Here is a 14,450-nt window from a genome sequence, read left to right as displayed (position 1 = left end):
TCACCCAGCAGTGAGGCAAGTCAACCAGTGACCCTAGGAACTGTGCTCGTCACCGGCGGGGCCGGCTTCATCGGCACCGCACTGGCTGACCTTCTCATCGACCGTGCAGACCGCTGGATCGCCTTCGACTCCCTCCATCCCCAGGTGCACCCCGGGGGGACACCCCCCGTCGAGCTGGATGCCCGTGTCGAGGTCATCGTCGGCGACGTCGCCGATCCGGCCGAATGGGACAGGGCGCTCGCCGTGGCCCGCCCCGATACCGTCATCCATCTCGCCGCCGAAACCGGCACTGCGCAGTCCCTCGATGAGGCGAGCCGCCACAGCAGGGTGAACGTCGTCGGCACCACCGAACTCACGGACGCCTTCGGGCGCTCGGGCCATCTCCCTGCGCACGTGGTGCTCGCCAGCAGCCGCGCCGTGTACGGCGAGGGCAGCTGGCGCCGCTCCGATGGCACCGTGTTCCAGCCGGGCATGCGCTCGCACGCGCAACTCGAGGCCGGCCAGTGGGACTTCGAGGATGCCACGGCCCTCCCCATGCAGGCAGGCGTCACACCGCCTGCGCCCACGAGTGTCTACGGCGCCACCAAGCTCGCCCAGGAGAACCTGCTCAACGCCTGGGGCGGATCCCGTGGTGTTCCCGTGAGCATCCTGCGTCTGCAGAACGTGTACGGTCCTGGCCAGTCGCTCATCAACTCCTACACGGGCATCGTCTCCCTGTTCTCGCAGTGGGCTCGCGAGGGCACAGCGATCCCGCTCTACGAGGACGGCGCCATCGTGCGCGATTTCGTGTTCATCGACGACGTCGCGTCGGCGATCGGTGCGGTGCTCACCGCGGGTCCGGATGCAGCGCGACCCGTGCTCGACGTGGGTACGGGCATCCCGACCACGATCCACGACATGGCCGACGCGATCGCGCGCTACTACGGCGCACCGGCCCCGGTGGTGGTGGGCAAGTTCCGCGATGGGGATGTGCGGGCGGCATCCGCCGACATCTCGGCGACAACGCAGTGGCTCGACTGGTCTCCGACCGTCGGCCTCGACGAGGGCGTCGCTCGTCTCCAGGAGTGGATCGCTCCGCGCCTGGCCGGCAAGTAGCGCCGGCGACTACGGCTTCTTGTCGCCCTGGGCTGACTCGAGTTCGCGGATGCGCAGCTCCAGGAGCGCGACCTGCTCGGCGAGGGTTCGCGTTTTGGCCTCCAGCCGGGTGAGCTCGGCGCTCGTCTGCAGCGCGACGAAGAACAGGATGCCGATACTCACGAAGAACAGCAGGTTCGTCGGGACTTCGATCCCGACGGCGCGCGCGGCCCAGGCCAGGGTGCTCGGGAAGACGCCCGCGATGAGGGCGAGTACGCCAGCGATGACCCACCAGACCGCGTGACGCTCGCGCAGGCGACCGCGGCGGAGCATCTCGATGACGACGACGAGGATCAGCAGCGCGGAGACGATGCCGAAGATGTAGCTGGCGACACTCATGTTCATGTCTGATCTCCCGTGCGGTACGACGACTCGGGCCGGATGTAGGCGAACACGAGGGCGATCGCGGCTCGACCGAGGTATGCCGCCGACTTCACGAAGTTCTGCGAGGGCACACCGGCCGCCCGGGGACGCATCGCCACGGGGACCTGGGTGATGCGCATGCCTGCCTTGGCCGCGATGACGAGCGCCTCGATAGTGTCGCCCAGGTACTCGGCGGGGTAGTGCTCGGCGAAGAGTGCGACGGCGCGCGGCCCGGAGGCCTTGAACCCCGAGGTCGTGTCGGTGAGCTTGGTTTTCGCAGTCCGGCTGAGAACCCCGGAGAGCACTTTCATCGCCCACGCTCGCGGCCCGCGCACGCTGTACTCACCCTCGCCGGCGAATCGTGCGCCCATCACGACGTCGTAGTTGTCCAGTTGGGCGAGGAGCGCAGGCACTCCAGCGGGATCGTGCTGGCCGTCGGCGTCCACCTGTACGACGTTGCGGTAGCCGTTCTGCAGGGCGTAGCGAAAGCCCGTTCGCATGGCGCCGCCGACACCGAGGTTGAACGGGAGGGTGGCGACGCGGGCGCCCGCAGCGCGAGCCACCTCGGTCGTGGCATCCGGCGATCCGTCGTCGACCACGAGGATGCCGACGCCGGGAAGTTTCTCGAGAACCTCGCGGACGACGTCACCGACCGCGCCCGCCTCGCGGAATGCGGGCATCACGATGAGGGTTTCCGCAAAGCTCGACGACACCCGAGAATCCTAGCGCCGTCGACCGCGCGGTTACTTGGCGCGGACGCTGCTCTCGTGGTCGAGGTACCAGTCGTAGGTGGTCTTGATGCCCTCGTCGAGGGAGGTCTGCGCGCTCCACCCGAGGTCGTTGAGGCGGCTCACGTCGAGAAGCTTGCGGGGTGTGCCATCCGGCTTCGTCGTGTCGAGAAGGATGTCGCCCTCGAAGCCGACCGTGGTCGCAATAGTCTCCGCGAGCTCGCGGATCGAGAGGTCCTCGCCGACGCCGACGTTAATTGTCTGCGGGTCGTCGTAGTTCTCGAGGAGGAAGAGGGATGCCCGTGCCAGGTCGTCCACGTAGAGGAACTCCCGCCGCGGGGTTCCGGTGCCCCAGATCGTGACGGACTCGGCACCGTCTCGCGCAGCCTCGTGCAGGCGGCGCATGAGGGCGGGCAGCACGTGCGAGTTCTCGGGGTGGAAGTTGTCGCCCGGGCCGTACAGGTTCGTCGGCATCGCGGAGATCCAGTGGCGGCCGTACTGCTTGCGCGCGGCCTGCACCTGCATGATGCCGGCGATCTTCGCGATCGCGTAGGCGTCGTTCGTGGGTTCGAGTTCACCCGTGAGGAGCGAGGACTCCTTGATGGGCTGCTCGGCGAACTTGGGGTAGATGCATGAGGAGCCGAGGAACAGGAGCCGGTCGACGTCGACCGAGTTCGCGGCATCCATCACGTTCACCTGGATCAGCAGGTTGTCGCTCAGGAAGTCGGCGGAGAAGGTGTCGTTCGCGTGGATGCCACCGACGCGGGCCGCGGCGTCGATGACGACATCGGGGCGCTGCTCGTGGAGGAAGTCGAACACCGCGGAGCGGTCACGCAGGTCGAGCTCGGAGGAGGTGGCGCCGACGAGGTTGGTGTAGCCCTCGCTCTCGAGGTGCCGCCAGATGGCGGAACCCACGAGACCGCGGTGTCCCGCGACGTAGATACGGCTGTCCTTGTTCATCGTCGTGGTTGCCATGCTCGCTCGTCGCTCCCGTGCTCTCGCTATACTCGCTGGGGCTCGCCCTGCAGCAGATCTGTGGCTAAGCCACCAGACTCAGCGCCACCGGGCACGACATTATTCCGTGCGGTGCGCTCACCCCCGCTGATCGTAGCAACAGCGCAGAAACACTCGAGGAGACAGCTCATGGCCTCACCAGAAGTGCTCGTTGTGCTTCCCACCCTGGGCGACCGGCTCGACACCCTGCGCGAGACGCTCGAGACGGTGGATGCCCAGCGCGCCGACGTCGCATTGACGCTCGCCGTCGTGCTCCCCGCCGGGGCGACCGAGGCCCGCGCGATGGCGGCGGAGTTCGGTGCCGTGATCGTCGACGACCCGAAGACCGGCATCTCCGAGGCGATCAACAGGGGACTCACCGCACGTACGACCGAGAAGTACTACGCCTGGATCGGCGACGACGACATCTTCCGCCCGGGCGGTCTCAAGCGCCTGCGTGGCATCCTCGAATCCCGCCCGGACGCGGTGCTCGCCTACGGTGGCTGCGACTACATCGACGCGGAGGGCCGCACCATCGTCACGAGCAACGCGGGGCGCCTCGCGATCTTCCTCCTGCCGTGGGGCCCTGACCTCATTCCGCACCCCGGCACGATGGTGCGCCTCGATGACTTGCTCGCGATCGGCGGCTTCGACCCGCAGCTCAAGTACGCGATGGACCTCGACGCGTTCCTCAAACTCCGCAGCCACGGAAAGTTCGCGTTCACGCGCGAGTCGGTCTCCGGCTTCCGCTGGCATCCCGATTCGCTCACCGTGGCCAACCGTCTCGCCTCGAGTCGTGAGTCCGAGGCGGTCAAGCGCCGCCACCTGCCAGCGGTCCTGCGCCCGGTCAGCCCGCTCTGGCAGTACCCGATCCGCTGGGCTTCGGCGTTCGCCGCCCGCCGAGTGAACGCCACGGCCCGCTCCCTGTAGTCTGTCTGGGTTCACCAGCCGCGCCCGGACGGGCCCTTTTCTCCCCGACCAGATGGAGCACACGTCATGACAGAGCCCGTAGCCAAGAAGGCGATCATCACCGGAATCACCGGTCAGGATGGCAGCTACCTTGCAGAACTCCTGCTCAGCAAGGGCTACGAGGTTCACGGCCTCATCCGTCGTGCGTCGACGTTCAACACCGACCGCATCGACCACATCTACCAGGACTCGCACGACGACAACCCGCGCCTCAAGCTCCACTACGCGGACCTCACCGACGGATCCCGCCTGGTGACCCTCCTCGGCGAGATCCAGCCGGACGAGGTCTACAACCTCGCGGCCCAGTCGCACGTGCGCGTGAGCTTCGACGAGCCCGAGTACACGGGGGATGTCACGGGCCTCGGCTCGATCCGCCTGCTCGAGGCCATTCGCGCCCTGGGTCTCAAGACGCGTTTCTACCAGGCGTCGAGCTCGGAGATGTTCGGTGCGACCCCGCCGCCGCAGAACGAGGAGACCCCGTTCTGGCCTCGTTCGCCGTACGGTGTCGCGAAGGTCTACTCGTACTGGATCACGCGCAACTACCGCGAGGCGTACGACATCTTCGCCGTCAACGGCATCCTGTTCAACCACGAGTCCCCGCGCCGTGGCGAGACGTTCGTGACCCGCAAGATCACCCGCGCGGTCGCCCGCATCGCCGCGGGCGTGCAGTCGGAGCTCTACATGGGCAACCTCGACGCCGTGCGTGACTGGGGCTACGCCCCCGAGTACGTCGAGGCGATGTGGCGCATGCTGCAGCACGACGAGGCCACCGACTACGTCGTCGCCACCAACACGGCCTACACGGTCAAGGACTTCCTGCAGTACTCGTTCGAGCACGTCGGGCTCGACTGGGAGAAGTACGTGAAGTTCGACGAGCGCTACCTGCGCCCCACCGAGGTTGACGCGCTCGTCGGAGACCCCGGCAAGGCGGAGCGCCTGCTCGGCTGGAAGCCCTCCGTGCTCACGCCGCGACTTGCCCAGATCATGGTCGATGCCGACATCAAGTCGCTCGAGCAGGCGGGCAGCTTCTACGTGGACACCGTCCAGACCGCCTGATCATGACCGCAGCGCCCGCAGTTGCGCTGTCGATGCTCACCCTCGTTCCCGGGGGCATGGGCGGCAGTGAGACGTACGCGAGGGAGCTTACGCGCGCGCTCGCGGGAGCCCCGGATGCCACAGCCACCGCGTACGTGCCCGCCACGGCCGCGGGCTTCAGCGCCGGCATCCCCGAGCGCGTCGCCGCGCACGTGACGACCGGCCCGTCCACGGGCCAGCGCCTGCGCGCGCTCGCCGAGGCTCGCCTGCGCTCTGGCGACGTCCTCCGCGAGATGCGGAAGGCCGACGTCGTGCACTTCCCGTTCACGGTCAGCGTGCCGCGCCCCGCCAAGGGTCAGGGCTTTGTGCAGACCCTGCTCGACGTGCAGCACCTCGACCTCCCCGAGCTCTTCTCGCGCGCTGAGCTCGCGTACCGCAAGGTGTTCTACGAGGGTGCGTCGAAGCGCGCCGACCTCGTCATCACGATCAGCGAGTTCGCGAAGGAGCGGATCGTCGAACTGCTCGGCATCGCTCCCGAGCGTGTGCGCGTGGCCCCACTCGGCGTGGACCTCGGGGGCTTCACGCCCCAGCGGGGACCACGCGAGTCGTTCGTGCTGTACCCGGCCCGGGGTTGGCCGCACAAGAACCACCGCAGACTCATCGAGGCTATGGAGATCGTTCGGCTCGAGCATCCCGACATGTCACTCGTGCTCACTGGCGGAGACCTCGACCGCCTGGGTGAACTGCCGGAGTGGGTCGACCGCCGGGGTCTCGTGTCGGGCGAGGAACTGAGGGGCCTCTACCGGTCCGCCGCGACACTCGCCTTCCCGAGCCTCTACGAGGGCTTCGGGCTGCCTCCGATCGAGGCGTTCGCATCCGGGTGCCCGGTCGCGGCATCCGCTGCTGGGTCGATCCCCGAGGTGTGTGGGGATGCCGCCGTGCTCTTCGATCCTCTCGACCCAGGAGCCATTGCGGCGGGGATACTAGAGTCGTTAGCCACGGGCAGCGACCGCATCGACGCGGGGCTCGCCCAGGCCCACCTGTTCACCTGGGATCGCTGTAAGGACGTGCACGTGACCGCTTACCGGGACGCCGCATGACCGCGCGCCGCGCCTTCGTCACCGGGGCAGCAGGCCAGGACGGCCGCTACCTCGTCGAGCGACTCCTCTCCGACGGCTTCGACGTGGTGGGCATGTGCCACTCGCAGGAGAAGGCCGACGAGCTCTCCATCGACCAGCCGGGCGTGACCGCCGTCGTGGGAGACCTCGCTGACGCGGAGGGACTCTCCGCCCTGATCGAGGCGGCAGAGCCGACCCGCATCTTCAACCTGGCCGGCAACACGTCTGTCGCACGCTCGTGGGAGTTCCCCGCCGAGACGGCCGACGTTCTCGGCGTCGGCCCGATCCGCATCTTCGACACGGCATGGCGGCTCTCGGAGCGCACGGGGACCCAGGTGCGCGTGCTCCAGGCCTCCAGCGCGGAGATCTTCGGCAACGCCACCGAGATCCCCCAGAGCGAGACGACACCCCGACGCCCCGTCACCCCGTACGGTGCTGCCAAGGGGTTCGCGCACGAGATGGCTGGCGTCTACCGGGCTCGCGGGATGCATGTGAGCTCCGCGATCCTGTACAACCACGAGTCCCCTCGGCGTCCTGAGCAGTTCGTCGCCCGCAAGATCGCCGTTGCCGTCGTCGCGATCGCACTCGGCAAGCAGGAGACCATCTCCCTCGGCAACATCGACGTCCATCGCGACTGGGGTTACGCCCCCGACTATGTTGACGCGATGATCCGCATCATCGAGAACGACGACGCGGGTGACTTCGTCGTGGCGACGGGCGAGTCGCACAGCGTGCGCGACTTCGTGGCGGAGGCGTTCCGAGCGGCGGGTGTGAGCGACTGGGAGCGCCGCGTCGTCATCGACCCGGCCTTCTACCGCCCGGCCGACCCCGAGCAGCTCGTGGGGGACTCCTCGCGGCTCCGGTCCATCGGGTGGGAGCCCACCGTCGGATTCACCGAGCTCGTCGGCATCATGGTCGAGTCGGAGTTCGAGCGGCAGGGTCGCCCCTAGCGCTTCCGGGGTGCAACCCCGTCAGAGGTCGGCGACCTCGACGCGGTACTCCTTGTTGGGGCACTCGGCGGCGAGGTCGGCCTCGCTCGCGGGGTCGGCGGTCCACACGACCGTGCGGTCCCCGAGCATTCCGATGACCTCGCACACCTGGCCAGCGGTCATGCTGGCGACGGTCGCGTAGGTTCGCACCGGGTTGGTGCGGGGGTCCGGGACATCCACCTGCAGCAGCCAGCGGTTCGGCCAGTTGTCGCCCACGGCGGTGCGCCACAGCACGTTGTAGCCGCCCTCGTCACCGGAGAGCTCGAAGGTGACCTCTGCGGCCTCGTTGGTGTTGTCGAAGGCCGTGCCGGCCACCAGTTGTGGCAGCGGCAGCTGCGCCGCGGGCGTGCCCGGACCGAACAGCAGGCTTGCGACGACCGCTGCCGCCGACACCGTCAGCACGGTGCGTCCCCGGCCGCGCACGTCGGCGAGCAGGCCGATCCCGATGCTCGCGACGACGGGAATGAGCATGCACCACGTCGTCCAGGCGAACTTCGCGGGGTAGTAGCCCCAGTAGAACTCCTCGCCGACGCGCTGGAGCAGGAGGTAGGTGAGGCCCAGGCCAAGCCCCGCGAGTACGGCGAGAATGCCGAGACCGGACTGCCGGTCGCCGCGCTGCCAGGCGAGGAGGGCGACAAAGATGGCGATGGCCCCGATGATGATCGACTGGCTCGATGGGATGTCAGGGAACCCGCCGTCGCTACCGAGGGCATCAGACTGCTCCAGGAAGAGCGGGACCGTGACGAAGAGGGCATAGGCGAGGAAGCCGAGGGGCGCGAGCGCCGCTGCCGCGAGCCGCGCGGGAGCGCTCGCGAGGAGCTCACGCCGCCGCTGGACGACGAGGATCACCCCGAGGCCCACGACACAGACGATGAGGGGGCTCCAGACCGCCAGAAGGGCGAGCAGCACGAGCCAGAGGCCCACGAAGGCCAGCAACGGATGCTCGGCCCCCGCCCGATGGAAAAGCCACGCACACAGCAGCAGCACGATGGCGAAGGAGGAGTTGATGAAGCCGAACTCGAACTGCACGCCGACCACGAACCACAGCAGCGGGATGGTGCTGCCGACCGCCGTCACTGCGAGCCTCCACCGCCGGCTCCCGCCTCGTACCGTGGAGCCGACGATGACGCCGACGAGCAGACACGTCACGGCGATCATGAGCACCCACACCTGGGCCATGCGCGCGACATCGTGCTCGAGCAGTGCGGAGTCCGCGAGAGTCGAGCGCCCGCCCTCCATGGATGCCGCCGCCATCGCGAAGGGCAGCGGGGTGGGCTGCGGCACCGCGGACTGGTCGATGCCGCCAGCCGCCAGCATGAGGCGCGAGAAGACCATGACGTTGACCGTGTCGCCGTTCATCGCCCACGCGAGGCGGAGCGCGCCCGGTACGACCTGCGTCGCGACCATGGTCAGCAGGAAGAGCCCGGCGCCGACACTCGAGGCGAGGGCCAGCCGCCAGTCACCGAGCACCGCGCCAGCACCGCGATGGGCGCGGGTGAACCACGCGCACACGAGCGAGATCGCCACGAGCAGCACGACGTGGGGGAGTGTCATTCCCGCGCCCAGCAGCGGCGTGAGCATGAGGAGGCCGAGCTCGAGCACGAGGAGACCCACGGTCGCCAGCGCGAGGGAGAGCGAGCGGGGAAGACGCGCGGCCAGCGCAAGGGCGGCGGCGGCGAGAGTCACGATCCAGAGCGGTACAAGGCCCAGCCCCAGCATCCCGACCGTGCCTGTGACGATCGCTGCGGCCGCGAGGATGACCGCGATCACCGGTCGGCTCGTTTCGCTTCTGCCACCCGCCGATCCTACCGGCGGTGCAGGCGACCCCAGCGGTGGCTAGTCCTTCGCGGGGGTGTCGAGCCGGGCGAAGGCCTGCCTCCAGCTGAGCTGCTTCGCGGCTTTCAGGGCGCAGAGCACGAAGGTCAGCCAGGCGAACTCGCCGAGGATCGAGCTCTCCGCCAGCGCGTTCGTGACGAGTGCGAGCAGCACGAGGGCAGGCCAGGCGTAGACCTCGCTGCGGCGGCGCGAGGCGAGCAGCCAGGACCTCGTGAAGGCGAGTCCGAGCAGGATCAGGAAGATCACGAGACCCACGAGCCCCAGCTGGAGCCACACGTCGACGTACGCACCCGACGCGGATGTCTCGACGCGGGCCGACACGTCGGCGAACAGGCTGAACGGCGGGAGGTCGGTGCGCCAACTCCCGATCCAGCCCCATCCTTCGAGCGGGTGGAGGGAGATGAGGCTCCACGCGCGGTACCAGACGTCGAGACGGTAGGTCAGTTCCTCGGTCGCGCCGAGAAACGTGATGATGGCCGAGCGGAACCACCACGCGAGCAACGCAACGACGATGGCGCCGCCCAGCACCGCGAACTGCCAGTACCGCCGGCGCTCGGGGGAGACCCTGCGCAGACCGTAGAGAACTCCGGCGGCGACGAGCACGAGCAGGAAGACCCCGAACGCTACGGGGGACTGCGCCAGGTAGAGACACAGGGCCGCGCCCACTGCCGACCCGATCGCGAGTCCGCGGGGAACCGACCTCGTGAGGTATTCGGTCGCGAAGGTGATGAGGGCGATGATCGCGATGAAGCCGAGCTCGTTCCGTGAGCCGACGATCCCCTGGATCGGGCCGAGATCGGCGAGATTGCCCTGGATGTCGAGGAACTCGATCGGCGAGTCGATGAGCACGCCGGACAGGATCTCGATGCCGATCGAGATGCCCAGGACGAGGCGCAGCGCGTCACCGTACGCGCGCACGATCTGGATGGTGTCGCGGACGAGCGCGATGTACAGCGCCAGCAGGGTGAACGCGAGGAGGTAGGCGAGGCCGGACAGCGTGGCCCACTGGTACTGGCTCCAGAGCAGGGTGAGGCCCGCCCACCCGATGAAGACGAGCAGCGAGATGGGCGGCACGGCGCGCCACTCGATCGTCTCCCACCGAGCCGCGACCGAGCCAGCCGCGAGGAGGACGAGCACCACGAGGATTCCGATGAGGCCAGCCCACCCGGACAGCTGCCGGATCGGGAAGGTCAGGAGCGCAACCCCGACGATCGCGGAGGTCAGGGCTGTGGCGAAACGGGGAGCGCCGAGGAACGCCCGGGCGGCGACGAGGACCCCCTCCCGTGGCATCCTCATGGCGTGGCGTCCACCCGATCGGGGCGTTTGGTCTTGAGAGCGATCATGACGAGGAACATGATGCCGAACTCGACGAGGAGCCTGCTCTCGGCGATGCTCTGGATGATGAGCGCGACCATGACGGCGAGGGGGAAGAGAGTGAGCGCGGTGTAGCGCAGCGGCTCGCCGGGCACCAGCTGCTGGCGATCGACCGCGAAGAGCCAGGATCGTGCGAGCGTCGAGATCACCAGTGCGGCGAAGATGACGACCCCCACGATTCCGAGCTGCAGCCACACATCGAGCCAGGCGTCGTGGGCCTGCAGCATTCGAACCTTGTTGCTGAAGGCGAGATTGTCGAACGGCGGCGCCCACGGCACCCAGTAGCTGACCCACCCCCAGCCGAAGACGGGCCGCTGCTGCGCCAGGGCCGTCACGCTCTCCCAGATCTCCACGCGTCCGGTGAGGTCGGTGCTACGCCCGAGCGCCCCGATGATCGCGGTCGGGAACGCGATCACTGCTGCGGTCGCAAGCGTCAGCGAGGTCGCGAGGCTCACGTAGGTGATCGTCCGTGCTCGCGGCGAATCGCGGCGCCGAAGTAGGAGAACGATTCCGATGATCACCAGGGTGACCACGAGCGCGACGGTGACCGTCGCGGACCTCGTGAACACCAGCGTGACGCCGGCGATCACGAGCCACGTGATGGCCACCGATCGGCGTCGGCGACGATCCGCGAGTTCGATCGCGAACACGATGACTCCCAGCAGTGCCAGGAAGCCGAGGTGGTTCGCGTTGCCGACGATGCCCTGGATTCGTCCCTCGTCGAAGACCTCGAGGAGCTCGTTGCGCGACCAGTAGAGCAGCGGGGGAACCTTGTCGAAGTCCTCGGGGTTGGCGTTGATCTGCGGGGCGAGGGGTAGAACCGGCTGCCGGATCACGAACGCGACGAAAGCCTCGAAGATCAGGGATGCCGCGAGCACGAACCGCACGACAGCGCCGATTCCTCGCACCAGCTCGCCCCAGCTGTAGGTGATCGCGAGCATCACGCCTGCGATCACGAGCATCCAGGTCGTGAGCAGCCCGATGGCGGTGGCCCCCGGGTAGTACGACCAGGCCAGGGACGCCGTGGCGAGCACGAGGAAGGCGATGAGCGGGTAGGGGAGTTGCCCGACGTGCCAGCGCCCGCGCTGTGCCACCAGCACGATGACGCTCACGATGGAGCTGGCCACGGCGACGACGCCGAACACCCACCAGCCGACCGAGTAGCGCCACGCGTCCGGGGCGAGCGCGAGTGCGAGAACCAGGACGAGGAACGCGAATCGCGCGCGTGGGCCGGTGATGATCCGCATTCCGTAAGGCTAGACGACGGCAACCTATGATCATGGTGGACAAGTCGTGACCCCGGCCCACCCAGAAGAAGAGTCCCTGCAATGGTGCATCCCGCTACTCCCGAGCGCCGATCGCGCGCGCCCTGGGTGCGCATGTACACGCGACGGCTCGTGTTCTCCGACTCGCTCGCGATTCTCATCGCCGTCGGCGGATCCCACCTGCTCTGGTTCGGAACCCGGCGCGTGGAGCTCGCGGGCCTGCCGCACGCCGTGCCCGTGGAGGTCGAGTACCTGACCGTGAGCGTCGTGCTCGCCGTCAGCTGGTTGATCTTCCTCAACGTGTTCGGGACGAGGGACGCCCGAATCGTCGGCTCGGGCCTGCAGGAGTACGCGCGAACCGGGGACGCCACCGTGAGGCTCTTCGGACTCGTCGCGATCGTGAGCCTCCTGCTGCTCGTCGACGTGGCCCGCGGGTACATCATCACGGCATTCCCCGTTGGGCTTTTCCTGATCCTCCTCGGTCGCTGGGGGTGGCGCCAGTGGCTTCGGGAGAAGCGCTACACGGGGCTCTACCTCGTCCGTCTGCTCATCGTCGGTTCGCCGGACTCCGTGATGGAACTGGCCGGCGAGCTCCGGCGCCACGCCTACGCCGGGTACGAGGTGGTCGGCGTGGTGCTCACGGGTCGGGATGACACGCCGGAGAGCATCGCGGGGCTCGGCGTCCCCGTCTTCCACTCCCTCGGCGACCTGACCGCCGTCATCCGTGAGACCGACGCCCACGTGGTGGCGCTCGCGGGATCCCACGGGTTGCCGCCGAGTGCGGTGCGCAGCATCAGCTGGCAACTGGAGCGCACCGGCATCGAGCTCATGGTCGCGCCCTCGATCACGGACATCGCCGGCACGCGCATCCACACCCGTCTCGTCGCAGGTCTCCCGCTCATCTACGTGGAGTCGCCGAGCTACGAGGGTGGCGCGAAGGTCATCAAGGGGCTCTTCGACTTCTCGGCAGCCATCGTCCTCACGATCCTGCTCTCTCCCGTGCTGGTCGCGATCGCGATCGCCGTGAAGGTCACCACGCGCGGCCCGATCTTCTTCACGCAGGAGCGCGTGGGGCTCGGCGGGCGACTCTTCCGGATCTTCAAGTTCCGCACGATGACGGTGGGTGCGCACGAGGAACTCATGGACCTCCTCGCCGAACGCGATCTCGCGGGCAGGCCGCTCTTCAAGATCCGCGACGACCCGAGAGTCACCCGCCTCGGCCGCTTCCTGCGGAGCACATCGCTCGACGAGCTGCCCCAGCTGTTCAACGTGATCAAGGGCGACATGAGCCTCGTCGGTCCGCGCCCGCAGATCGCCGCCGAGGTCGCGCTGTACACGGATGAAGCGGCGCGGCGCCTGCTCGTCAAGCCCGGCATCACGGGTCTCTGGCAGATCAGTGGCCGGTCCGACCTCACGTGGGAGGAGGCGGTGCGCCTCGACCTGTACTACGTCGAGAACTGGTCACTGACCGATGACTTCGTGATCCTCTTCCGCACGGCGCGCGTCGTGCTGCTGCGCATCGGCGCCCACTAGCTGTTCCGGGTCACCCACTCCCGCAGTTCCGCCCCGAACCGTTCGCGTGAGAACTGCGTTGCCCAGTCAGTGACGCCCTGCCGCGGAAGCGCCGCCGCCGCCTCGATGGCTCGCGTGACGGATGCCGCGTCCCCCGAGTCGAAGTGCACGCCCGAGACACCGGCCCCCACCGTCTCCGCCGAGCCCCCCACTCGGTTGGCGGCGACGGGTGTCCCGAGCGCCATGGCCTCGATCGGCATGATCCCGAAATCCTCGACGGGGGGAAAGACGAAGACCGCGGCGGCCTGGTAGAGCGCATACAGCAGGGCATCCCGCGGCTCGATCACGAAGGTCACGGGCACGGATGCCGCCTCAGCACGAGCACGCAGCCGCTGCTCCTCCGGTCCAGCGCCGGCCAGCACAACCGGCAGCCCACTCGCTTGCCCGGCATCGATCACGAGGTCGAGCCGCTTGTACGGGATGAACCGCGAGGCCCCGAGCACGAAGGTCTCCGGGAGTCTCGCGAGTATGTCGAGTTCCCGTGCGTCGAGTTCGGTGCGCCAGTCGGCCACGGCACGGAGGCGCTCCACCTCGACGGGCGGGTAGATGACCGTGGCATCCTGCTCCCACGTCGCGGCGATCCGGTCGGCCACGAAACGGCTGATGCCCGCGATCGCCGTTGCCTCGCCTGCCCTGCGGCGGTCGATCGGCCGCAGCGCCGTCGCCCCGAGCCGCGCCGCGAGACCTGAGCCACGATCGTCGAGCTCCGGCGTCCACAGGTAGCGGGCAGGTGTGTAGGCGTAGACGAGCTTGGCGGCGTCCCTGGAGGCCCCGCGGGGTTTGAGGTGGTGGGAGAACGAGTGCGAGCTCGCGATGACCCAGTCGAGCTGCTCGTGCGGGTCGATCGCGGTGCGCCAGGCCGCCGCGAGGGCGGGCATGGCGAGCGCCTTACGGCCGCGGAGCGGCGAGCGGGCGAGCCACAACTCGCGCACATCGCGATCCGGGAAGCGGTGCGGTGCATTCGTCCAGGGCGTGAGTATCGGGGCATCCGGAAACTCCGCAGCGATGGCCTCGAGCACATTCTCGGAGCCACCGAACGGTTCGATCCACTCGTGGGCGATCAGGCCGGGCACG

At 68.4% G+C, this 14,450-nt stretch carries 13 protein-coding genes; 6 read left to right on the top strand and 7 right to left on the bottom strand.

Annotated features, from left to right (window positions below; genetic code table 11):
* Positions 1-27: 27 nt before the first annotated feature.
* Positions 28-1,095 (top strand): NAD-dependent epimerase/dehydratase family protein, encoded by a 1,068-nt coding sequence (locus tag HDC94_RS13545; RefSeq protein ID WP_179498438.1) that lies wholly within the window; start codon positions 28-30, stop codon positions 1,093-1,095.
* Positions 1,096-1,104: 9 nt separating this feature from the next.
* Here HDC94_RS13545 and HDC94_RS13540 read toward each other — a convergent pair whose 3' ends face one another.
* The 3 genes from HDC94_RS13540 to HDC94_RS13530 all read right to left on the bottom strand — a co-directional run bounded on the left by HDC94_RS13540 (position 1,105) and on the right by HDC94_RS13530 (position 3,200).
* The gene (locus HDC94_RS13540) at positions 1,105-1,473 is read right to left on the bottom strand and encodes a DUF2304 domain-containing protein (protein WP_179498437.1); all 369 of its coding nucleotides are present in this window, start codon (positions 1,471-1,473) and stop codon (positions 1,105-1,107) included.
* A gap of 2 nt (positions 1,474-1,475) precedes the next feature.
* Entirely contained in the window at positions 1,476-2,177 is a 702-nt protein-coding gene (locus HDC94_RS13535; RefSeq protein ID WP_179499111.1) for a glycosyltransferase family 2 protein, read from the bottom strand.
* Between the two features lie 63 nt (positions 2,178-2,240).
* Positions 2,241-3,200 (bottom strand): GDP-L-fucose synthase, encoded by a 960-nt coding sequence (locus HDC94_RS13530; protein WP_306457277.1) that lies wholly within the window; start codon positions 3,198-3,200, stop codon positions 2,241-2,243.
* 168 nt (positions 3,201-3,368) lie between these two features.
* Here HDC94_RS13530 and HDC94_RS13525 point away from each other — a divergent pair, with 168 nt between their 5' ends.
* The 4 genes from HDC94_RS13525 (at position 3,369) to HDC94_RS13510 (ending at position 7,290) form a co-directional block, all read left to right on the top strand.
* Positions 3,369-4,148 (top strand): glycosyltransferase, encoded by a 780-nt coding sequence (locus HDC94_RS13525; protein ID WP_179498435.1) that lies wholly within the window; start codon positions 3,369-3,371, stop codon positions 4,146-4,148.
* A 66-nt stretch (positions 4,149-4,214) separates the two neighbouring features.
* On the top strand, positions 4,215-5,243 hold the full coding sequence (gene gmd / locus HDC94_RS13520) for a GDP-mannose 4,6-dehydratase (protein WP_179498433.1): 1,029 nt from the start codon (positions 4,215-4,217) through the stop codon (positions 5,241-5,243).
* A gap of 2 nt (positions 5,244-5,245) precedes the next feature.
* Positions 5,246-6,322: a glycosyltransferase family 1 protein gene (locus HDC94_RS13515; RefSeq protein WP_179498431.1), complete on the top strand. Its 1,077-nt coding sequence runs from the start codon at positions 5,246-5,248 to the stop codon at positions 6,320-6,322.
* A complete protein-coding gene (locus HDC94_RS13510; protein ID WP_179498429.1) occupies positions 6,319-7,290 on the top strand; it encodes a GDP-mannose 4,6-dehydratase in 972 nt (323 codons plus the stop codon). Before HDC94_RS13515 ends, HDC94_RS13510 begins: the two co-directional genes overlap by 4 nt.
* 21 nt (positions 7,291-7,311) lie before the next feature.
* Here HDC94_RS13510 and HDC94_RS13505 read toward each other — a convergent pair whose 3' ends face one another.
* The 3 genes from HDC94_RS13505 to HDC94_RS13495 form a co-directional block, all read right to left on the bottom strand.
* Positions 7,312-9,099, bottom strand: a complete 1,788-nt coding sequence (locus HDC94_RS13505; protein WP_179498427.1) for a hypothetical protein — start codon at positions 9,097-9,099, stop codon at positions 7,312-7,314.
* Positions 9,100-9,165: 66 nt separating this feature from the next.
* Complete coding sequence (locus tag HDC94_RS13500; RefSeq protein ID WP_257021671.1) at positions 9,166-10,461, bottom strand: O-antigen ligase; 1,296 nt, start codon at positions 10,459-10,461, stop codon at positions 9,166-9,168.
* Positions 10,458-11,786: an O-antigen ligase gene (locus tag HDC94_RS13495; RefSeq protein ID WP_179498426.1), complete on the bottom strand. Its 1,329-nt coding sequence runs from the start codon at positions 11,784-11,786 to the stop codon at positions 10,458-10,460. The genes HDC94_RS13500 and HDC94_RS13495 overlap by 4 nt, the downstream gene beginning before the upstream one ends.
* 81 nt (positions 11,787-11,867) lie before the next feature.
* Here HDC94_RS13495 and HDC94_RS13490 point away from each other — a divergent pair, with 81 nt between their 5' ends.
* Positions 11,868-13,337, top strand: a complete 1,470-nt coding sequence (locus HDC94_RS13490) for a sugar transferase (protein WP_179498412.1) — start codon at positions 11,868-11,870, stop codon at positions 13,335-13,337.
* On the opposite strand, the gene HDC94_RS13485 is transcribed toward HDC94_RS13490, so the two are convergent.
* Positions 13,334-14,449 (bottom strand): glycosyltransferase, encoded by a 1,116-nt coding sequence (locus HDC94_RS13485; protein WP_179498410.1) that lies wholly within the window; start codon positions 14,447-14,449, stop codon positions 13,334-13,336. The two genes, HDC94_RS13490 and HDC94_RS13485, sit on opposite strands and share 4 nt — an antisense overlap.
* Position 14,450 lies beyond the last annotated feature (1 nt).

The organism is Leifsonia sp. AK011 (assembly GCF_013410945.1).
Classification (GTDB): domain Bacteria; phylum Actinomycetota; class Actinomycetes; order Actinomycetales; family Microbacteriaceae; genus Rhodoglobus.
The sequence above is the reverse complement of the archived record's forward strand: the minus strand, read 5'-3'. Positions and strand labels throughout refer to the sequence as shown.